At 68.2% G+C, this 17,564-nt stretch carries 22 protein-coding genes; 14 read left to right on the forward strand and 8 right to left on the reverse strand.

All coding sequences use genetic code 11. From position 1 onward, the window contains the following. Positions 1 to 1,036: 1,036 nt before the first annotated feature. The 8 genes from J2754_RS07290 to J2754_RS07325 all read left to right on the forward strand — a co-directional run bounded on the left by J2754_RS07290 (position 1,037) and on the right by J2754_RS07325 (position 4,091). Positions 1,037 to 1,381 (forward strand): PadR family transcriptional regulator, encoded by a 345-nt coding sequence (locus J2754_RS07290; protein WP_211087049.1) that lies wholly within the window; start codon positions 1,037 to 1,039, stop codon positions 1,379 to 1,381. Further along, positions 1,378 to 1,602, forward strand: a complete 225-nt coding sequence (locus J2754_RS07295) for a hypothetical protein (protein WP_211087050.1) — start codon at positions 1,378 to 1,380, stop codon at positions 1,600 to 1,602. Before J2754_RS07290 ends, J2754_RS07295 begins: the two co-directional genes overlap by 4 nt. Then, positions 1,595 to 1,882: a hypothetical protein gene (locus J2754_RS07300; protein ID WP_211087051.1), complete on the forward strand. Its 288-nt coding sequence runs from the start codon at positions 1,595 to 1,597 to the stop codon at positions 1,880 to 1,882. Before J2754_RS07295 ends, J2754_RS07300 begins: the two co-directional genes overlap by 8 nt. Then, a complete protein-coding gene (locus J2754_RS07305) occupies positions 1,879 to 2,298 on the forward strand; it encodes a hypothetical protein (protein WP_211087052.1) in 420 nt (139 codons plus the stop codon). Before J2754_RS07300 ends, J2754_RS07305 begins: the two co-directional genes overlap by 4 nt. Continuing rightward, positions 2,295 to 2,489: a hypothetical protein gene (locus J2754_RS07310; RefSeq protein ID WP_211087053.1), complete on the forward strand. Its 195-nt coding sequence runs from the start codon at positions 2,295 to 2,297 to the stop codon at positions 2,487 to 2,489. Before J2754_RS07305 ends, J2754_RS07310 begins: the two co-directional genes overlap by 4 nt. Beyond that, entirely contained in the window at positions 2,486 to 2,719 is a 234-nt protein-coding gene (locus J2754_RS07315; protein ID WP_188878655.1) for a DUF7389 domain-containing protein, read from the forward strand. The genes J2754_RS07310 and J2754_RS07315 overlap by 4 nt, the downstream gene beginning before the upstream one ends. After that, positions 2,716 to 3,726 (forward strand): tyrosine-type recombinase/integrase, encoded by a 1,011-nt coding sequence (locus tag J2754_RS07320; protein WP_211087054.1) that lies wholly within the window; start codon positions 2,716 to 2,718, stop codon positions 3,724 to 3,726. Before J2754_RS07315 ends, J2754_RS07320 begins: the two co-directional genes overlap by 4 nt. A gap of 134 nt (positions 3,727 to 3,860) precedes the next feature. Next, the gene (locus tag J2754_RS07325) at positions 3,861 to 4,091 is read left to right on the forward strand and encodes a DUF7385 family protein (protein ID WP_188876502.1); all 231 of its coding nucleotides are present in this window, start codon (positions 3,861 to 3,863) and stop codon (positions 4,089 to 4,091) included. A 42-nt stretch (positions 4,092 to 4,133) separates the two neighbouring features. Here J2754_RS07325 and J2754_RS07330 read toward each other — a convergent pair whose 3' ends face one another. After that, positions 4,134 to 5,429 carry an RNB domain-containing ribonuclease gene (locus J2754_RS07330; protein WP_188876504.1) on the reverse strand — a complete coding sequence of 432 codons (1,296 nt, stop codon included), beginning with the start codon at positions 5,427 to 5,429 and terminating at the stop codon, positions 4,134 to 4,136. 93 nt (positions 5,430 to 5,522) lie between these two features. Between J2754_RS07330 and J2754_RS07335 the strand changes: the two genes are divergently transcribed. Next, positions 5,523 to 6,002 (forward strand): RNA-binding protein, encoded by a 480-nt coding sequence (locus J2754_RS07335; protein WP_188876507.1) that lies wholly within the window; start codon positions 5,523 to 5,525, stop codon positions 6,000 to 6,002. Between the two features lie 80 nt (positions 6,003 to 6,082). Here the strand turns inward: J2754_RS07335 and J2754_RS07340 are convergent, their stop codons facing one another. Next, positions 6,083 to 6,763: a DUF1028 domain-containing protein gene (locus J2754_RS07340; RefSeq protein ID WP_188876509.1), complete on the reverse strand. Its 681-nt coding sequence runs from the start codon at positions 6,761 to 6,763 to the stop codon at positions 6,083 to 6,085. A 92-nt stretch (positions 6,764 to 6,855) separates the two neighbouring features. Between J2754_RS07340 and J2754_RS07345 the strand changes: the two genes are divergently transcribed. Beyond that, positions 6,856 to 7,209 carry a cell division protein SepF gene (locus J2754_RS07345; RefSeq protein ID WP_188876510.1) on the forward strand — a complete coding sequence of 118 codons (354 nt, stop codon included), beginning with the start codon at positions 6,856 to 6,858 and terminating at the stop codon, positions 7,207 to 7,209. 183 nt (positions 7,210 to 7,392) lie between these two features. Here J2754_RS07345 and J2754_RS07350 read toward each other — a convergent pair whose 3' ends face one another. Together J2754_RS07350 and J2754_RS07355 are read right to left on the reverse strand one after the other, a co-directional pair. Next, positions 7,393 to 7,788 carry a DUF5611 family protein gene (locus tag J2754_RS07350; protein WP_188876512.1) on the reverse strand — a complete coding sequence of 132 codons (396 nt, stop codon included), beginning with the start codon at positions 7,786 to 7,788 and terminating at the stop codon, positions 7,393 to 7,395. 39 nt (positions 7,789 to 7,827) lie between these two features. Next, on the reverse strand, positions 7,828 to 8,811 hold the full coding sequence (locus tag J2754_RS07355; protein WP_211087055.1) for a DUF7093 family protein: 984 nt from the start codon (positions 8,809 to 8,811) through the stop codon (positions 7,828 to 7,830). A gap of 81 nt (positions 8,812 to 8,892) precedes the next feature. Between J2754_RS07355 and J2754_RS07360 the strand changes: the two genes are divergently transcribed. Then, the gene (locus tag J2754_RS07360; RefSeq protein ID WP_188876516.1) at positions 8,893 to 9,195 is read left to right on the forward strand and encodes a DUF6432 family protein; all 303 of its coding nucleotides are present in this window, start codon (positions 8,893 to 8,895) and stop codon (positions 9,193 to 9,195) included. Positions 9,196 to 9,240: 45 nt separating this feature from the next. Further along, the gene (gene ygfZ, locus J2754_RS07365) at positions 9,241 to 10,344 is read left to right on the forward strand and encodes a CAF17-like 4Fe-4S cluster assembly/insertion protein YgfZ (RefSeq protein WP_188876518.1); all 1,104 of its coding nucleotides are present in this window, start codon (positions 9,241 to 9,243) and stop codon (positions 10,342 to 10,344) included. A gap of 35 nt (positions 10,345 to 10,379) precedes the next feature. Here the strand turns inward: ygfZ and J2754_RS07370 are convergent, their stop codons facing one another. From J2754_RS07370 to uvrA, 3 genes are all read right to left on the reverse strand, one after another. After that, positions 10,380 to 11,477: a geranylgeranyl reductase family protein gene (locus J2754_RS07370; RefSeq protein ID WP_211087056.1), complete on the reverse strand. Its 1,098-nt coding sequence runs from the start codon at positions 11,475 to 11,477 to the stop codon at positions 10,380 to 10,382. 224 nt (positions 11,478 to 11,701) lie between these two features. Then, entirely contained in the window at positions 11,702 to 12,361 is a 660-nt protein-coding gene (locus J2754_RS07375; protein WP_211087057.1) for a lactate utilization protein, read from the reverse strand. 106 nt (positions 12,362 to 12,467) lie between these two features. Continuing rightward, entirely contained in the window at positions 12,468 to 15,428 is a 2,961-nt protein-coding gene (gene uvrA / locus J2754_RS07380; protein ID WP_211087058.1) for an excinuclease ABC subunit UvrA, read from the reverse strand. Positions 15,429 to 15,643: 215 nt separating this feature from the next. On the opposite strand from uvrA, the gene J2754_RS07385 reads away from it, so the two are divergent. Next, positions 15,644 to 16,219: an LURP-one-related family protein gene (locus J2754_RS07385; RefSeq protein WP_188876527.1), complete on the forward strand. Its 576-nt coding sequence runs from the start codon at positions 15,644 to 15,646 to the stop codon at positions 16,217 to 16,219. Here J2754_RS07385 and J2754_RS07390 read toward each other — a convergent pair whose 3' ends face one another. After that, the gene (locus J2754_RS07390) at positions 16,220 to 16,960 is read right to left on the reverse strand and encodes an SDR family NAD(P)-dependent oxidoreductase (RefSeq protein ID WP_211087059.1); all 741 of its coding nucleotides are present in this window, start codon (positions 16,958 to 16,960) and stop codon (positions 16,220 to 16,222) included. A gap of 61 nt (positions 16,961 to 17,021) precedes the next feature. Between J2754_RS07390 and J2754_RS07395 the strand changes: the two genes are divergently transcribed. Then, positions 17,022 to 17,471 (forward strand): universal stress protein, encoded by a 450-nt coding sequence (locus J2754_RS07395; protein ID WP_188876531.1) that lies wholly within the window; start codon positions 17,022 to 17,024, stop codon positions 17,469 to 17,471. Positions 17,472 to 17,564 lie beyond the last annotated feature (93 nt).

Here is a 17,564-nt window from a genome sequence, read left to right on the forward strand (position 1 = left end):
TAAATTGGATGGCCAAAACGAGCGCGAAAACGACCCAAGGGCGTTGCTCTGTGGGTGTAGTGTGGCTCGCCGACGCGGTGTCGGCGAGTCCGGCGCAGATGCACGGTCCGGAGCGGGGCACTCCTACATGTCCACTCCCGGAGTCTCACCGTATTACCCCGTGCTGGCTCTACTCTTAGGTTATCTGTTGTGGTACTTAGGTTTTCTGTCTGTGTGGTTAGCCGAGGACGTGGCCGGGCCGTCGCGCGTCGGGTGGTGGATGAATCGCGTCGGCGCGCATCCGCCCGTCAAGATACGCGATGCCGCCCTCGGTGACAACGTACCACGATGACCCGCGCTCGTCGGGTCGTAGATAGCCTGCCTGAGAGAGGACGCGACACCGGTCTTCAAGGATGCATTGGTGACTTCGAAACATTCTGAGCGACCCCATCAAATCCGGCGTCGTCTTACCCTCGTCGTAGATATGTTCTAGGATGCGCTCGTCAATGGAATGCATCCACGGGCCGGGCCGTCGAATCATGTCTATTACGCTCCGTTCGTTTCTGTCGCGCCTGCGGAATCTGTTTCAGATATGGTGCTCTTGTTGATCCATGCGCCAGTCCGGGCGTCGTACTCTCCCGTGAGGTACCCCTCGCCTTCTTCAGTAATTTGGTAGACACCGTTTCCGAGATTACGCACGAGGCCCGCGTCCGCGAGCTTCAGGCAACGCTGGTTAATATGCGTTCGAGTGAAATCGAGAACATCGGATTTTGCAAGTTTGGAAGGGCTGGCTTCGCCCCGGTCATTGAGATACTCTAGAATGCGGTCGTCGGCAAGAACGAACCACGAAGGAGAATATCGCATAGTCTTCTACTAAGCCCCAGAACGCACAAGACCACCGAATAGGCACTACCACTACCTCCAAGTTACTTACAGCTCCCCTGCGTTAACTATATTTATCTGGAGCTTAACGTATGAGCTACGAAGCTACCTCTACTCGCCTCAGTACGGGCCGGCGTGCCAGCGCCGGCCCAAAAGGGTGGCTTCGGAAATGATGATGGACGAAACCACCGATGCGGGCTCTGAGGCCCGCACGACGCTAGACGGATCGGCATCGGATAAATTCGCGCACCTCTCGGCGTTCCAGCGAGACTTGCTGCACGCGCTCGATCAGCGTGGGCCGGCGAAGGGGCTGGCGGTGAAGGACGCGATCGCGGACTACTACGGCGAGGAGATCAATAACGGGCGTCTGTATCCGAATCTCGATGCGCTTGCGGAGGGTGGGCTGATCGAGAAGCGGATTCGGGAGGCTGACGGGCGGACGAATGAGTACGAGTTGACTGAGCTGGGTCGTCGCGCGCTGTCGGCGCGGCGGGCGTGGACTGGGGGTGCGTCGGCATGAGGGCGGCGCTTGTTGACGCGATCGTCGCGGTCAGGGAGGCGCGGGAGGCGCTTGGTCGCGTCCGACTCGCCGACGTGACGACTCGACAGCGTGAGTTGACGGTAGAGGAACGCGAGCATCTCGGCACGCTCACGGACCACCTCACGAGTACGCTCACTGACGACGAGTGGGAGCGTCTCGAAGCGCTCGAAGACGACGTGGAGGCCGACGCCGATGAGTGACGCCGGGACGCCGCGCTCGGGGCATCCCGACGACCGGCACGGCCTCGGCGAGCTTCGTGGGGCGACCGTCCGCGAGGGGCGGGTGCTCGAACTGCATGGCGCATCTGGTTCCGTCGCCGTTCGCGTGCCCGTCGGAATGGTGGGCGCGCTCCTCGACGTCGTCCGCGATCTCGACGAGGATCCGCTGGGGCCGGAGCTCCAAGCGTGTCCCGTCTGTGGGATGGTCGGGTTGCCGGAGCGGATTGAGGAGCACGACTGTCCCGTGGAGGGCGAGCGATGAGCGAACAGACGCGGTGCTGGTCGTGCCAGTGCTACCTCGCCGAGGACATGCAGGATGAAGACGGCTACTACTGCCCGAACTGCCGGGACGAACCGAACGCCGTCGAACTCCGTGATAACGGATGGGCGTTCAACGGCCAGCGTTGGGTCCGTGCGGAGCTCGTGAGCGAGGGTGAGCGCGGCGTGGTTGGTGACGTCATCCACGACGACGATCGTGCGATGAAGGCACTGCGTGAATCGGTCGGACATGGCGAAATCGAGGGGTACAGTTACGCGATCACGCAGAACCTCGCAGATGCGACGATCGCTATCGAGTTCGACGGCGTGAGTGTCGAATACGCGATGTCTGATTTCGTCACGGACGCCTACGAGCGTGCGGTTCTCGCGGACGTCGAGAGCGAGGTGAGTGAGTCGTGAGCGACGACGGCTACCAGCGTCGTCGTCCCGACCTCCCCCGAACGCATCACGTGATCGGGCTCGGTGATGAGCGCCGGATACTCCTCGGCACACCGGTCGTCGACGCGCTCGGTGCCGAGCCGGGGGATAAGGTCGTCGTCGACCGGGACGAACGCGAGCAGGTAACGCTCACCGTGGAGGAGTCCCGATGAGCGACGAGTCGTACGACGTGAAGCTCGTGATGACGCGGGGAACGGGGTCGAACGACAAGGAGAAGCTACAGGTGGAAGTGTCCGCGGATACGCTCGAAGAGTTGGACGAGAAGGTCGCGGGTGTACGCGAGCGGATGGGTGAGTGGGCGGACGAAATTCGCCACATCCAGCCGAACGCGGACGATCCGCTCCCGGAGGATCAATCGACGCTCGGGCGGGGTGACGCATGAGCGACGACCTCCAACCGTTGCCGCCCCACGAGGGCGTCCGTCGGTTCCTCGACCATCGGAAGCCGAGTGTTCGGGACTCGACGCTGCAGAACGCGCGCACCCGGCTCAATTGGTTCCTGTCGTGGTGCGACGAACGCGACATCACGAACCTGAACGACCTGACGGGCCGCGCTCTCTCCGATATGGTGGCGTGGCGGCGTGAAGACATCAAAGCGATCACCCTGCAGAAACAGCTGTCGACGATCCGGACGGCGCTCCGCTACTGGGCGGACATCGAGGGCGTCCCGGAGGGGCTTGCGGAGAAGCTGCACGCGCCCGAACTCCCCGACGGGGCCGAGTCGCGGGACGTCCACCTCGAAGCCGACCGGGCGGAGACGATGCTTGAGTACCTCGACCGCTACCAGTACGCGAGCCGCCGCCACGTCGTGATGGCGCTCTTGTGGCGAACCGGGATGCGTCGCTCGGCGCTCCGGTCGCTCGACGTCGACGACCTCCGCCCCGACGAGCACGCAATCGTCCTTGAGCACCGTATCGACGACGGCACCCGACTGAAGAACGGCGAGTCCGGCGAACGCTGGGTGTACCTCGGCCCGGAGTGGTTCCAGATCGTCGCGGACTACGTGGCGGACGTTCGCTTCGAGAAGACCGACGACGAGGGCCGCCGCCCGCTCATCACGAGCCGGTACGGCCGGCCGACTGGGGACACGATCTACACGTGGGTGAACGAGGCGACGCAACCCTGTCAGTACGGGGAGCCATGCCCGCACGACCGCGACCCCGCGACGTGCGAGGCCCGCACCGGCTACCCCAGCAAGTGCCCATCGAGTCGCTCACCGCACGGAATTCGCCGTGGCTCGATCACCGCGCACCTGAACGACGGCGTCGCCCCGGAAGCGACGAGCGAGCGCATGGACGTCTCGCTCGACGTGCTGTACGAGCACTACGACGTTCGCACCGAGCGGGAGAAGATGGAAGTCCGAAAGAAGCTCCTCGACAATGACGAGTAACACAGTCTCGACTCGCGGGCGAACCTACCCAGCGAGTCCACTCGCGTTTCTCACCGGTTCCGTTCGATGCCCGTCGGGAATCCGGTGCTCTCTCCGACCCCGAAAGCTTTGACGGTGTAGTTCTACGCTCCGGTATGGACGACGCCGCGTACAACGAACTCGTCTCGTCGCTGACGCCGTACGAAGAAGCCGGCGGTGTGAAGACGTACACGAACACGGTCAGTCTCGCGTGTCCGGCGTGTGAGCAGCCGTTCGACGACCTCGTGGTCTGCCGTAACGACCTCAACAGCCTCGAACTCTCGAAGGTGCTCGACCTCTGCGTGACGACGCACAACGACGACGTCCTCCTGTTCACGCACCAGTAAGCCCGCGGCCGGTACACGGCCGCGCCGCGCGTCTTCGATTGCTCAGTACTGGACGTCGTTGAGGTCGTCGTCGACCTCGATACCGCGGTTCTTCACGGCGTCGGAGTCGAGACCGACCTCCTCTAAGAAGTCTGAATACTCGCGCTCGGCGTTCTCGCCGGCCTTCTGGCGGTCGCTCGCGTGGTCGCAGAGCTCCACGAGGTTCTCGGGGACGTCGTTCTGGTAGACGATCCAGTGGTTCACGAGGTCGCTCATCCGGCGGATCGGGCTCGTGAAGTGGCCGTAGATCTCGAAGTTGAGCGCGTGGTGGCCGCCGAAGGGGTCGTTCATGTACTTCGCGCGGGGCATCACCTTCATCACGGCCCACTGGATCTTCCCGAGTTGGCGCCCCGGGGCCTCCTCCAGGGTGGCGTTAACGGCCTTCCGGGGATCGTCCCACGAGTCGCCGGGGATGGAGACGCCGTCGAGCTCCTGAATCTCGCGGAGCGCGTCGTCCCACTCGTCGGGGCTCGGCTGCGGGTGGACGCGATAGACGGCTTCGACGCCGCGCGACCACATAAGCTCGTGCGTGACGGCCTTGTTCGCCTTCAGCATGCACTCCTCGATGATGGTGTGCGCCCGATCGCGGCGGGGGTTGAGGACGAGACTGCCCTCCTCCTTGCGCTGCTCGTGCATGCGGTCGGCGACGTCGAAGACGAGGTTGCACTCCTCGTGGAGGGGCGCCTCCTCGTCGTCGAGACGCTCCTCGGCCTGCTTGTAGGTGAGACGCTCGTCGGACTCGATGACGGACTTGTAGATGTCGATGGTCTCGTAGCCCAGCGTCTCCTTATCCAGGTGCATCTCGACGGTGTGCGCGAGGCGATCCTCGTTGGGGACGAGCGAACAGACGGTCTCGGCGAGCACGGGCGGGAGCATGTGGACGGTGTAGCCCGGGAGATAGACGGTGTTCCCGCGCTCGATGGCCTCCTCCCACATCGCCGATTCGGGGTGGACGTAGTGGGAGACGTCGGCGATGTGGACCCAGAGGACGTACTCCTCGTCGCGCTCCTCGATGCTGATCGCGTCGTCGAAGTCCTGGGCGTCCGCGGGGTCGGTCGTCCACGTCGTCAGATCGCGGAGGTCCTCCCGATCCGCGATTTCGGCCTCGATCTCGGCTTGGACGTCGTCGACGCGCTCCTCGGCTTCCGCCATCACCTCGTCGGGGAACGCGTCGCGGATCTCGAACTTCTCGAAGAGGTCCTCGCGCTTGTTCTCCAACTGGCGCGCGAGGTCGGCGGGAACGCGGATCGGCCCCTCTGGTTCCCCGTCGGCGCTCGCCGCGTCTGCGGTGTTCGACATGCTATCGGGTATGCGGGTCCGCCAGTTAGTCGTGTCGCCGTGGCCCGAGCGCCGAGCGGACGATTTAAGCGCCGAACGCCCCGTGATGGCACCATGGAAGTCTCGTCCCGCCACCACCTCCGAAGCGACGACGTCAGCGAGCTGAACGACGCCCTCGAGGACCTGCTCGGCGTCACGCTCGACGCCGACAGCTACGAACTCGTCGAGTTCAAGGACGCCGATCGGGACGTCGTCCTCGTCGACGGCGATCCGCTCGCCGCGTACTTCGACGACGACCCGTTTCTCACGGTCAAGGGTGCGAACGAGCACCCGCCAGAGCGCGGCGTCGTCACCGTCGACGCCGGCGCGATCTCGTTCGTCAGCGACGGCGCGGACGTGATGCGCCCGGGGATCACCGAGGCCGACGACTCCATCGACGCGGGCGACCTCGTCGTGATCGTCGAGGAGACCCACGGGAAGGCGCTCGCCATCGGGCGCGCGCTCGTCGACGGCGCGGAGATGGCGGGCGACTCCGGGAAGGTCGTCGACTCGCTGCACCACGTCGGCGACGAACTGTTCGAGTTCGTCGCCTGATCCCCCGATCGTCCGCTCCACCACCGCTACCGCTACCCGCCGGCTCGCAGTGTCGTCGACGAGCGCGACCACGCCCACTCTCAGCGATCGCGTTCGTACGCCTCGGCCGCCCGCGCGAACTCCACCGTCGCGCTCCGATACGTCTCGCGGAGGTCGCGAACCGGCGAGTCGCTCGCGTCGACCCGGAGGTCGTTCCCGTACCCGCCGGCCTCTTCGCCCCCCGTGGTCACGACTTCCACCGCCGCCGACTGGACCGTCAACAACTCCCGCTTGTCGCCGCCCTCGGCCTGTCCGGCCGCGAGCGCGTCGATCAGCCGCGGCGCGAGCGCTTCCTCGCGGTCGCTCGACTCGTAGGCGTCCGCGACGGCCTCGACCACCGACGCGCCCGTGAGCAGGTTCCCGGCGACCGTGTAGTTCTCGCCCTCGCGCGCGCCGTACCAGCCGTGACACTCCGGCCCGGAGAACGCGAACGTCCCCTCGGCGTCGACCCCGTGGACCTGTCGCTCCGCTCTCCCGTCGTCCGCGTTCAACAGCGCCTCCAGCGCGTCGTCGACCGCGACGCCGTCCGCGACGTGATCGAGGCCGACCTCGCCGAGGCGTTCGTTGACCATGGACTGCGTCGCGATCGCGCCGTGTTCGGAGACGTGGGGACAGAGCGAGCCGACCGCCGGGAGTCGCGTCGTCACCGCCACGCCGAAGCGGTCCGCGGGCTCGCCCGCCGCGTCCGCGTCGGTCTCGTGGACGCAGATACTGAACGTCATCGTCACGCCCGAAGCGCCCAACCCCCCTAAACGTCGGGGCAACGCGTCCGTGGACGCAAGAACTATGCGGACGCCGGTGGCTCTATTTCCCCATGGGATTCATGGAGAAGATCCTCGGCGGCTCCGGTAGTAGCACCGAGGACTACGTTGAGCTCGACCTCGGTGACGTCGACACCAGCGCCGGGGACGCCCGCACGACCGTCCACATCGCGGAGATCGACAATCAAGAGGACGTCATCGCCATCAAGGACGCGGTCTACGACGGCGACATCGTCGTCGCGGACATCACGCGACTCCGCACCGAGGACTCGATGACCGAGCACTTCACCGAGGAACTCCGCCAGGTCGCCCGCGAGGTCGACGGCGACATCATCCAGAAGGGCGACGATCAACTCATCCTCACGCCCTCGGGCATCGCCATCAGCCGGCAGAAGCTCAACCGCTGACCGGCGGTCCGCCCGCACCGCACGGCGTCCGCCGGAGGAGAACGCGAACCTCCTCACCGTCGGCCCGCGTCGTGTCGACGGCGATCGCTCTCGGCCCCGATCGACCCGCGAAAAGCGCGCGTGGAGTACGTTCTTCCGAGACGTCCCCCGTCGTGTTCGATCCTTTCCGGCGACGTCCGGCGGTTACGAGACCCCGTCCGGGGTCTCGTCTTTGTCCTCGACCTGCCGCTTGAGCGATTCTCGACGCGACTTCGCGTCCCGTCCCGTGGCTTCGAGGAGGAAGTCGTTCTTCGCGGAGACGGCGTCCTCGGCGGCGTCGGCGTGGCCGTCGGCGATGACCTCGGCCGCGGGGCGCTCCTCGAACTCGACGGCGAGTTTGTCCTTCTTGCCGGAGTAGGAGACCCCGCCGGCGACGATGCGCTCGAAGACCGGGTTGTCGGGGTCCTCGACGACGTAGAGGTCGCTCCCCTTGTACTCCTCGGTCCCCGAGATCGCGCCGAAGTACTCCTCGACCGTGGCCTCCATGTCCGGGATCCGCTCTTCGAGGTACTCCCCGCGACGCATCTTGTACTCCTTCATACGCCACGGAAATGGGTGAACTCGTATAACCCCTTCGCGTCACGCGCTCTCGGGTGACTCCGCGAGGTAGCCGCGGTGACAGTCGGGACAGATGTCGCCGGCACGGAGCGACGACCCGGTCGCACCCGTGCGCTTCCCGCACTCCGGACAGACGAGCTCCCCGCGACCCTCGCGTTCGGAGGAGCCCTCGATCAGGCCGGCACTCGCGATGCCGGTACCGGTGCGAGGCGCCCGCTCCGAATCGTCGCTCCCGTCGTCCGCCGGCGCTCTCGCCTCCGCGCCTCGCTCGGTCTCTCGCGTGTCGTCGCTTGACGGCCACGCGCCGCGCTCGCGCTCGTGCTCCCGTTCGTCGTCGTCGGTGAGGATCACCGCATCGTCGGTCGGCGCCTCCTCGCCCGGAGCGGCGGCGTCGTCACCGTCGCCAGCGCGCCCGTCGTCGTCCGTGGTCGGCCACGCCGCGGCGTCCTCCGTCGCGTCGGTCTCCGCCGTTTCGGACGCTCCCGCTACGGTCGTCTCGTCCTCGGCCGCCGCCCCGGTGGGTGTCGTCGCCTCCGTCGGTTCGTCGGTGATGAACTCGGCGTCGTCGTCCGCCGGGACGTTCCCGGCGTCGGCCATCACGGGATCGTCCGCGCCGCTCCCTGTGCTCTCGCCTTCGTCGGCCGCCGTCGACGTCCCCGCGACCGCGCTCGCCGCGGCGTCGACGAACTCCGCGGGCTCCGACACCTGCGCGGGCTCGCCGCTCGCCGCCCCCTCGCTCTCGACGCGCTCGAACGCGGCGGCGAGCCCCTCGCCCTCGTCTTCGTCTTCGCCCTCGTCTATCCCGCCGTCGTCGGCGACGGACGGGGGCGCTTGACGGACCGAGCGGACTTCGGTGCTCTCGCTCACGACGCGCTCGCGCCCGCAGCGATCGCAGTATTCGACCGTGCGGACGTACTCGACGACTTCGTCGCCGCGCTCCTCCCGCTCGCGTTCCGTCTCGGGCTCGCCGTACTCGTGTCCGAGCAGGGAGCACGTTAGACCCATTGGACGCGTGATACCCCACCCACCGGGAAAAGCGTACCGCTCGGGGACATCGCTATACGCCAGCGGTCCGTACGCTCGCGCATGCAGGCGAAGCGCGAGTTCCGCTCGCGGGACGACACCGAGGTCGCGGTGTTGGACGCGCTGGTCGACCGGCGCGAGGAAGGGATGACGGTCTTCGAGCTCCGCTCGCGCGTCGACACCGACATCGATGGGCTAGAGGAGGCCCTCGCGGACCTGAAGCGCGACGGGCTCATCGACGCCGAATCGCGCGAGGACCGCACGCTCATCAAGCCCGCGGACCGCGTCGTCCCCGACCCCGCGACCGCCGGCGACGAAGACGAGCAGTCCTTCGTCGCGTGGCTCCGCGAACGCGTCGGGCTCTAAGCCCGGGAGCGGACGCTTTAACCGCACGCCACACCGAGCACGGGTATGACCGTCGTCAGGGACCTCCACGAGGACTACGGCGCCGTCTTCGAGGAACGCGGCGAGCGCGCGCTTCCGCGGCACTTCGGCCGACCCGCGCGTACCCAGCGCGCCGTCCGAAACGCCGTCGGCGTCACCGAACACGCGTACGGCGTCCTCGTCGTCACGGGCGAGGACCGCCACGACTTCGTCGACAACGTCGTTACGAACGCCGTCCCCGAGACGGACGGCCAGGGGGTCTACGCGCTCCTCCTCGAACCGGAGGGCGGGATCCGGACCGACATGTACGTCTACGCGGCCGGCGATCGCCTCCTCTGCTTCCTCCCGCTCGAAACCGCCGACGCGGTCGTCGCGGAGTGGCGCGACAGCATCTTCCTCGCGGACATCGAGATCGCGGAGGCGACCGACGACTTCGCCGTCTTCGGCGTCCACGGTCCCGAGGCCACCGAGAAGGTCGCGTCCGTCCTCCACGGCGCGGGCGCACCCGACGCTCGGCTCTCCTTCACCCGCGGCGAGATCTACGAGCACGGCGTCACCGTCATCCGGACGGACGCCGCGGTCGGCGAGGAGGGGTACGAGATCGTCGTCGACGCCGACGGCGCGAGCGACGTCCTCGAGACCCTCATCACCCGCGGGCTGAACGCCCCGCCGTTCGGGACGCGGGTCTGGGAAGCGCTCACGCTCGAGGCCGGGACGCCGCTCTACCCGCACGACATGGCCGGTCGCGTCCCGAACGTCCTCGGATTGCGAAACGCCCTCGACTTCGAGAAGGGGTGTTACGTCGGTCAGGAGATCGTCTCCAAGGTGGAGAACCGCGGCCGTCCCTCCAAGCGCCTCGTCGGCCTCCGCTTCGACGGCGACGCCGACGACGTTCCCGCCGTCGCCGACCCGCTCGACGTCCGCGTCGACGGGCGGACCGTCGGCGAGGCGACGCGCGCCGCGTGGAGCGACGCGCTCGACGCACCGATCGCCCTCGCACTCGTCCCGTACGACAGCGACGCCGAGACCGCGACGATCGCCACCGACGACGGCGAGCGCGACGCCGACGTCGTCGACCTCCCCTTCCTCGTCGGGAGCGATCGCTCCGCGCGCGCTCCCAGATACGAGTAGCGACCCGAGCCGCCTCGCCTCGCCGTCGACCTCCGTCAGCGACGGAAGAGCGCGCCCAGCTGCTCGCGCGAGAAGAGCGTGCTCGGTCGGTCCATGTGGACGCCGATCTCGCCCGAGAAGAGTCGCATTCCGACCGTCTGGACGATCTCCGGGGCGTCGTACCCCTTCCGCACGAGCTTGCCGAGCGCGATGTCGCGTCCGAGCTCGTCGCGCCACGCGTCCTCGAAGGCGGCGAGCGTCCCCGGATCGTCGGGATCGATCGCCTCGGCGGCGATGTCGGCCGCGGTCATCCCGTAGAGGATCCCGCCCCCGGTGAACGGCTTCGTCATCCCGGCGGCGTCGCCGAGGAGGAATCCGCGCGTCGCCGTCACCGTCTCTGGGGGTCCGATCGGGATGAGCCCCGAGCAGCGGCGTTCGATCCGGCCGGCGACGCCGTAGTCGGCGACGAACTCGTCGAAGCGCGTCGCGACATCGCCTGACTCCGTCGGCGTGGCCGCGAGGCCGTACTCGACGCCCGCCTCGCCCCGGGGGATGCGCCACGCGAAAAAGCCCGGGACCGTGAGGTGGACGTCCACGTAGTCGTCGTGGTCGGGCTCGGGGTCGAAGGCGAGGACGCCGTGGAGGAACTCCTCGGGCTCCGGGAGGGCCAACTGATCGCGGACGCGCGAGCGCGGCCCGTCGCATCCCGCGACCATCCGCGCCGCGATCGTCTCGTCGCCGTCCGCGCTCCGCACGTCGAGTTCGACGCCGTCGCTGGTCTCGCGGACCCCGGTGACGGTGTGTCCGTCGCGGACGTCCGCGCCGGCGTCCGCGGCCGCCCGGGCGAGCGTCTTGTCGAGCTCGACGCGATCGATCGCGTTCGACACCGGCCGGTCCGTGTAGTAGAACTCGTGGGCGCCGCTGTCGGAACCGCCCGTGTGGAAGCGCGCGCCGTAGACGTCGTTCTCGTGGAGGCGCTCGCGGGCCTCCTCCGGGACGTACGCCCAGACGTCGAGCGAGACGTGGCCGGAACACGCGAGCGGCCGGCCGATCTCGCCGCGCTCGAACGCGACGACGTCGTGGCCGCGCTCCGCCGCTCGGCGGGCGAAGCGCGCGCCCGGCGGCCCGACGCCGACGACCGCGAAGTCGTACATACCCGCCCTATCGCACAGCCGGGTATAGGCTTCCCGGTCACTCGTTCCCGCCACGACCTTTTTGCACCGTCGCGCTCCACCGTTCGGACGTGCCGCGCTACGAGCAGTGCGCCGTCTGCGGGTGGACCGGCAGTCGAACCGACCTCGACGAACAGGGCGATGGCGGCTCCTGTCCGGCCTGCGGCGAACCGCTCACGTAGCCGAGACGGCCGTCGCCGCGTCGCTCAGTAACCCAGCGTCTCCTCGACGAGGACGACCGTCGTGCGTCCCTCCGTCCCCTCCTGTCGGTAGACGAGCTCCTTCGACGGGTAGCTCTCGACGCCGTAGGCCTCCTGCGCGCGCTCGTTCTCGAAGGCGTAGGCGTACTCGTGGAGGCGCTCGCGGGCCGCGTCCTCGTCCGCGACGACCTTGTTGACGCCGGCGACGACGAGCAGGTGCTTCGCGGCGAACGGGTACGCGCCCATCCGGCTCCCGGAGAGGTCCGCGGCGACGAGCGTGCCGTCGCGCCCGATGGCGTTCGCGCTCCCGAGGAAGTAATCGGAGGCCTGGGCCTCGCGGCGCGCCGCCGCGCGCGCCTCGTCGTCGTCGATCGAGAAGACCTCGCCGTAGCGGTTCTCCCACTCGTGGTCCCCCTCGTTCAGGTGCGACATGAAGCCGATCTCCTCCAGCGTCGTCGAGTGGCCGTTCATGACGGACGCGCCCGACGGGATCGCGTCTACGACGTAGTCGAGGGCCGCCTTGGCGTCCGCGACGACCTCGACGTCGAAGCCGCTCTCCTCGAGGTTCTCCACGGCCTCCTCGAGTTCGGCGTCGCTCGGGTGTTCGTCCCACGCGTCGTCGACGTCAACGTCGTCGATGTAGTCGGCCTTCTGCTGGTCGGACATGCACGGCGAGAGACGCGCCCGCACAATGAACGTGGGGACAGCGGCGGCGCGTGCCCGTGCGGGTAACCCCTGTGTCACCGGCCGTCCGACGGCGCGCCCGCTCCCTTCAGTCGTCCTGTGCGGGCGCGGGTGCATCGGGCTTCTCCCGGTCGCTCCGCGGTCCGTCGATGTCGACGGCCGGGAGCTTATCGCGGAGATACCGGCCGGTGTAGCTCGCCTCGACCTCGGCGAGCTCCTCGGGCGTCCCGGTGGCGACGATCTCTCCGCCGGCCTCGCCGCCCTCCGGCCCGAGGTCGATCACGTGGTCGGCGTTCTTCACGAGGTCGAGCTCGTGCTCGATGACGACCACGCTGTTCCCCCTGTCCGTCAGCCGCTGGAGGACGTCGACGAGCTTGCGCTCGTCCTCGGAGTGGAGCCCCGTCGTCGGCTCGTCGAGGAGGTAGAGCGTGTCGCCCGTCGCCTTCTTCCCGAGCTCCTCCGCGAGCTTCACGCGCTGGGCCTCACCGCCGGAGAGGGTCGTCGAGGGCTGGCCGAGGCGCATGTAGTCGAGGCCGACGTCGCTCAGCAGCTGGAGCCGGCGGGCGAGCCGCGAGTCGGCCTCGAAGAAGTCGAGGGCCTCCTCGACGCTCATGCCGAGGACGTCCGCGATCGTCGCGCCCTTGTACGTCACGTCGAGCGTCTCGTCGTTGTACCGGTCGCCGCCGCACTCCTCGCAGGGGACGTGGACGTCCGAGAGGAAGTTCATCTCGATCTTCACGGTGCCCTGCCCGCCGCACTCCTCGCAGCGCCCGCCCTTCACGTTGAACGAGAAGCGGCCCTTGTCGTAGCCGCGCTGCTTGGCGAGCTTCGTCTCCGCGAACTTCTCGCGGACGTAGTCGAAGACGCCCGTGTACGTCGCCGGGTTCGAACGCGGCGTCCGGCCGATGGGCGACTGATCGATGAGCCGGACGGTCTCGACGTGCTCGGTGCCCTCGATGCCGTCGTGCTCGCCGGGGTTCACCGAGCTGTTGTCGTTCATCGCCCGGGCGAGCCCCTCGTAGAGGACGTCGTGCATCAGCGTCGACTTCCCGGAGCCCGAGACGCCCGTGATCGCGGTGAACGCGCCCACCGGAATGTCGACGTCGAGGTCCTTGAGGTTGTGCTGGCGCGCGCCGCGAACCGTCAGCGACTCGTCCCAGTCGCGGCGCTCCTCCGGGACCGGGATCCGCTTTCGGCCCGCGAGGTAGTCCGCGGTGATCGACTCCTCGCTCCCGAGGATCTCCTCGTAGGTGCCCTGCGCGACGACCTCGCCGCCGTGTCGGCCGGGCCCGGGGCCCATGTCGACGATCTCGTCCGCGCGACGCATCGTCTCCTCGTCGTGCTCGACGACGAGCAGGGTGTTCCCGAGGTCGCGCAGCTCCTCTAAGGTGTTCAGCAGGCGGTCGTTGTCGCGCTGGTGGAGGCCGATGGAGGGCTCGTCGAGCACGTAGAGCACGCCCACGAGCCCCGATCCGATCTGCGTCGCGAGGCGGATGCGCTGGGACTCGCCACCGGAGAGCGTCGAGGCCTCCCGATCGAGCGTGAGGTAGTCCAATCCCACCTCGGTCATGAAGCCGAGGCGCGCGCGGATCTCCTTCAGGATCTCCTCGGCGATCTTCCGCTCGCGCTCCGAGAAGCTCCCCTCCACGCCCTCGAAGTGCGCGAGGGCGTCGGCGATGCTCAACTGGTTCACCTCGGTGATCGACGTGCCATCGACGAGCACGGCCCGCGAGGAGGGCTTCAGGCGCGTGCCGTCGCACGCCGGACACGCCGTGACGCTCATGAAGTCCTCGATGTGCTCGCGCACGCGGTCCGAATCCGTCTCGACGTACCGGCGTTCGAGGTTCGGCACCACGCCCTCGAACCGCTCGGTCTTGCGCCGCACGCCGTTCTTCGTCTGCTTCTCGAAGACGACCTCCTCGTCGGTCCCCCAGACGAAGGCCTGCCGGGTCGCCTCGTCGAGCTCCTCGAACGGCGTCTCGACGCTCACGCCGAAGTGCTCGGCGACGTTGTCGAGCATGTTGCGGTAGTACGAGCGGTTGTAGCTCCACGGCTCGAAGACGTGCTTGATCGGCTTCGAGGGGTCTTGGACGACGAGGTCCTCGGAGACCTCCTTCGTCTCGCCGATCCCCTCACACTCCGGGCACGCGCCGTGCGGGCTGTTGAACGAGAAACTGCGCGTCTCGATCTCCGAGATGTCGATCCCGCAGTGCGTACACGCCAACTCCTCGGAGAACTCGACGACGAGGCGCTCATCGTCGCCGTTGTCGGCGAGGTCGCCGGTCGCGCGCGCCGTCGCGCCCCCGAGTTCGACGCCCTCGTCGGGGTCGGGGACGATCACCTTCAGGACGCCGTCGGCCTCCGACAGCGCCGTCTCGACGGAGTCCGTGACGCGCGAACGGGCGTCCTCGCTCACTTTCACGCGGTCGACGACCACGTCGATCGTGTGGTCGAGGTTCTCGTCCAGCTCGGGCGTCTCCGTCGCCAGATCGTACGCCTCGCCGTCGACCTCGACGCGCGCGTACCCCGCCGAGAGCAGTTCCTCGAAGCGCTCTGCGAAGGCGCCCTTCTGGTCGCGCACCACGGGCGCGGCGAGCTTCGCGCGCGTCCCCTCCGGGAGCTCCATGATCCGGCGAACCATCTGCTGGGCGGACTGCTCGCCGACTTCGCGCCCGCACTCCGGGCAGTGCGGCGTCCCCACTCTGGCGTAGAGCAGCCGCAGGTAGTCGTGGAGCTCCGTCACCGTGCCGACGGTCGATCGGGGGTTGTTCGCCGCGTTCTTCTGGTCGATGCTGATCGCGGGCGAGAGTCCCTCGACCGACTCGACCTGCGGTTTGTCCATCTGCCCGAGGAAGTTCCGGGCGTACGCGGAGAGGGACTCGATGTACCGCCGTTGTCCCTCGGCGTAGATCGTCTCGAACGCGAGCGAGGACTTCCCCGACCCGGAGAGGCCGGTGACGACCGTGAACTCCTCGCGCGGGATCTCGACGTCGAGGTCCTTCAGGTTGTGCTCCTCCGCCCCGCGGACGGTGATGTAATCCTCACTCATCGCGCTCACCCGCCGTCTCGTCGCCGCGTTCCGCGTGGTGACTCGCCGTCATTCGTTGGGAGGACCCTAGCGCCGAACGCACTTAACCGGATCACTCCCCACGAGAAACGACCGGATCAGGCCATCTCGCGCCGGTCGACGCCTCGGCCCACCCCAGCGCGGCGTCCGATGATCGACCCGGGTCTTTTTTCAGCGCCGACCGCGCACGCGACGGCGTGACCGACGACTACGACATCTCTACCGTCGAACTCGACGACGACCGCTACGAGGTCGTCCAGTCGCTCGTCCGGAACAAGTACGCGGTCCGCGACTCCGCGGGCGAGGTCGTCCTCCGCGGCAAGCAGAAGCTGTTCAAACTCAAAGAGCAGTTCCCGTTCGTGAACGGCGACGGCGAGGACGCCTTCACCGTGAAGGCCGGCGGGATCCTCGACGTCGCGGGCAACTACGCCATCGTCGACGACGCCACCGGGGCGGAGGTCGTCGTCCTCGACGAGGACTGGTCGTGGTTCGCCGAGAACTGGACCGTCCGCGACCCCGACACGGGCGCGGCGCTCGCCACCATCTCCTCGAAGAACAAACTCCTCGAAGTCCTGCGCCACTTCGTCGGCGCGGCCGGCCTCATCCCCCACAAGTACGAGATCGCGGACCCCGAGGGGAATCACGTCGGCGACATCTCGGGGCAGTTCTCCCTCCGCGATGCGTACACCGTCACGATCGGCGACGCGAGCGACGTTCCGAAGGAGGCCGTCGTCGCCGCCGCGTGCGTGCTCGACGCGCTGGAGGGGAGCTGATTAGACGTCCTCGGGGAGCCAGCCGCCGTCCACCTCCACGTTCTCCCCGGAGACGTACCCGCTCTCCGCCGCGCAGAAAAAGCGGACGACGTGCGCGATGTCGTCGACCGTCGCCCAGCGACCCCGCGGGGCGTCCGCCGGGAACTCGTCGCTCGTCTCGACGACGTAGGGCGAGACGGCGTTCACCGTCACGCCGTCGTCCTGCGTCTCGGCGGCGAGCATCCGCGTGAACATCAAGACGCCGGCCTTCGCGGCGAAGTACGGGAAGTTCTTCGCGGCGACGAGCCCCCTGTCGGCCGAGGCGTAGCCGACGTTGACGATCCGGCCCCACTCCTGCTCGCACATCCCGGGGAGCGCGCGGCGCGCGCAGAGCATCGTCCCGACGAGGTTCGTCTCGTGGACGCGCCGCCAGTCGTCGACCGACTGCTCGGCCCAGTGCGTCGGCTCGAAGTCCCCGACGTTGTTCACGAGGACGTCGACCGTCCCGAGGTCGGCCTCGACCGCCTCGACGGCCGCGTCGACGCTGTCGCGGTCGGTGACGTCCGCCCGCACGGCCGTCGCGTCGGGTGCGCCGCGCTCACGGGCCTCCGCGGCGGTCGCCGTCGCTTCCGCCTCGCTGCTGTGGTAGTGGACCGCGACGGCCGCGCCCGCCTCGGCGAGCGAGAGCGCGATCCCGCGGCCGACGCCTGTCGCGCTCCCCGTGACGAGCGCGGTCCGCCCGGTCAGGTCGAGTGCCGACATACGCCGTCGATCGCCTCCCGCGAGTATATATTTTAAGGGCCCCCCGCGGCTTGTGACGGACATGGCTATCGAGAAGATCCTGCTCGCCGTCGGACCCGGCGACGCCGACCGCGCCGAGGCCCTCGCCGAAACGCTCATCGACATCGCCGTCCCGACCGACGCCGAGGTCGTGTTGGCGCACGTCTTCACCGAGGAGGAGTACGAGTCGACGCTCGACAACCTCGGCGTCGAGGCCGGCGGTGACGTCTCCGTGGACGAGGTCTCGCGGCGCCACGCGACGATCCGACAGCTCTCGGCGGCCCTCGACGAGGCCGAGGTCGACTACACCATCCGCGGCGAGATCGGGACTCACGGCGAACGCATCGTCGACCTCGCCGAGACCGAGGACGCCGACCTCGTCATCGTCGGCGGCCGGAAGCGCTCGCCGACCGGGAAGGCGGTCTTCGGCTCGACGGCCCAGGAGGTCATGCTCTCCGCGCCCTGTCCCGTCACCTTCGTCCGCGGCGAGTAGCGGCGTCGCGTCGACCCGAACGGCGAGCGCGCCCGCCGACCTCCCTCCGTTTTTCCTTCGTTCCTTCCGCGATACGTCGGCCCCGCTCGTCAC

Origin of the sequence: Halarchaeum nitratireducens (assembly GCF_017874695.1) — an archaeon.
GTDB classification, from domain to species: Archaea; Halobacteriota; Halobacteria; order Halobacteriales; family Halobacteriaceae; genus Halarchaeum; species Halarchaeum nitratireducens.

What these genes read in the sequence shown, in the direction of transcription:
- J2754_RS07290 (WP_211087049.1), top strand. Translation starts at nt 1,037, where the DNA reads ATGGACGAAACCACCGATGCGGGCTCTGAGGCCCGCACGACGCTAGAC.
- J2754_RS07295 (WP_211087050.1), top strand. Translation starts at nt 1,378, where the DNA reads ATGAGGGCGGCGCTTGTTGACGCGATCGTCGCGGTCAGGGAGGCGCGG.
- J2754_RS07300 (WP_211087051.1), top strand. Translation starts at nt 1,595, where the DNA reads ATGAGTGACGCCGGGACGCCGCGCTCGGGGCATCCCGACGACCGGCAC.
- J2754_RS07305 (WP_211087052.1), top strand. Translation starts at nt 1,879, where the DNA reads ATGAGCGAACAGACGCGGTGCTGGTCGTGCCAGTGCTACCTCGCCGAG.
- J2754_RS07315 (WP_188878655.1), top strand. Translation starts at nt 2,486, where the DNA reads ATGAGCGACGAGTCGTACGACGTGAAGCTCGTGATGACGCGGGGAACG.
- J2754_RS07320 (WP_211087054.1), top strand. Translation starts at nt 2,716, where the DNA reads ATGAGCGACGACCTCCAACCGTTGCCGCCCCACGAGGGCGTCCGTCGG.
- J2754_RS07325 (WP_188876502.1), top strand. Translation starts at nt 3,861, where the DNA reads ATGGACGACGCCGCGTACAACGAACTCGTCTCGTCGCTGACGCCGTAC.
- J2754_RS07330 (WP_188876504.1), bottom strand. Translation starts at nt 5,429, where the DNA reads ATGTCGAACACCGCAGACGCGGCGAGCGCCGACGGGGAACCAGAGGGG.
- J2754_RS07335 (WP_188876507.1), top strand. Translation starts at nt 5,523, where the DNA reads ATGGAAGTCTCGTCCCGCCACCACCTCCGAAGCGACGACGTCAGCGAG.
- J2754_RS07340 (WP_188876509.1), bottom strand. Translation starts at nt 6,763, where the DNA reads ATGACGTTCAGTATCTGCGTCCACGAGACCGACGCGGACGCGGCGGGC.
- J2754_RS07345 (WP_188876510.1), top strand. Translation starts at nt 6,856, where the DNA reads ATGGGATTCATGGAGAAGATCCTCGGCGGCTCCGGTAGTAGCACCGAG.
- J2754_RS07350 (WP_188876512.1), bottom strand. Translation starts at nt 7,788, where the DNA reads ATGAAGGAGTACAAGATGCGTCGCGGGGAGTACCTCGAAGAGCGGATC.
- J2754_RS07355 (WP_211087055.1), bottom strand. Translation starts at nt 8,811, where the DNA reads ATGGGTCTAACGTGCTCCCTGCTCGGACACGAGTACGGCGAGCCCGAG.
- J2754_RS07360 (WP_188876516.1), top strand. Translation starts at nt 8,893, where the DNA reads ATGCAGGCGAAGCGCGAGTTCCGCTCGCGGGACGACACCGAGGTCGCG.
- ygfZ (WP_188876518.1), top strand. Translation starts at nt 9,241, where the DNA reads ATGACCGTCGTCAGGGACCTCCACGAGGACTACGGCGCCGTCTTCGAG.
- J2754_RS07370 (WP_211087056.1), bottom strand. Translation starts at nt 11,477, where the DNA reads ATGTACGACTTCGCGGTCGTCGGCGTCGGGCCGCCGGGCGCGCGCTTC.
- J2754_RS07375 (WP_211087057.1), bottom strand. Translation starts at nt 12,361, where the DNA reads ATGTCCGACCAGCAGAAGGCCGACTACATCGACGACGTTGACGTCGAC.
- uvrA (WP_211087058.1), bottom strand. Translation starts at nt 15,428, where the DNA reads ATGAGTGAGGATTACATCACCGTCCGCGGGGCGGAGGAGCACAACCTG.
- J2754_RS07390 (WP_211087059.1), bottom strand. Translation starts at nt 16,960, where the DNA reads ATGTCGGCACTCGACCTGACCGGGCGGACCGCGCTCGTCACGGGGAGC.
- J2754_RS07395 (WP_188876531.1), top strand. Translation starts at nt 17,022, where the DNA reads ATGGCTATCGAGAAGATCCTGCTCGCCGTCGGACCCGGCGACGCCGAC.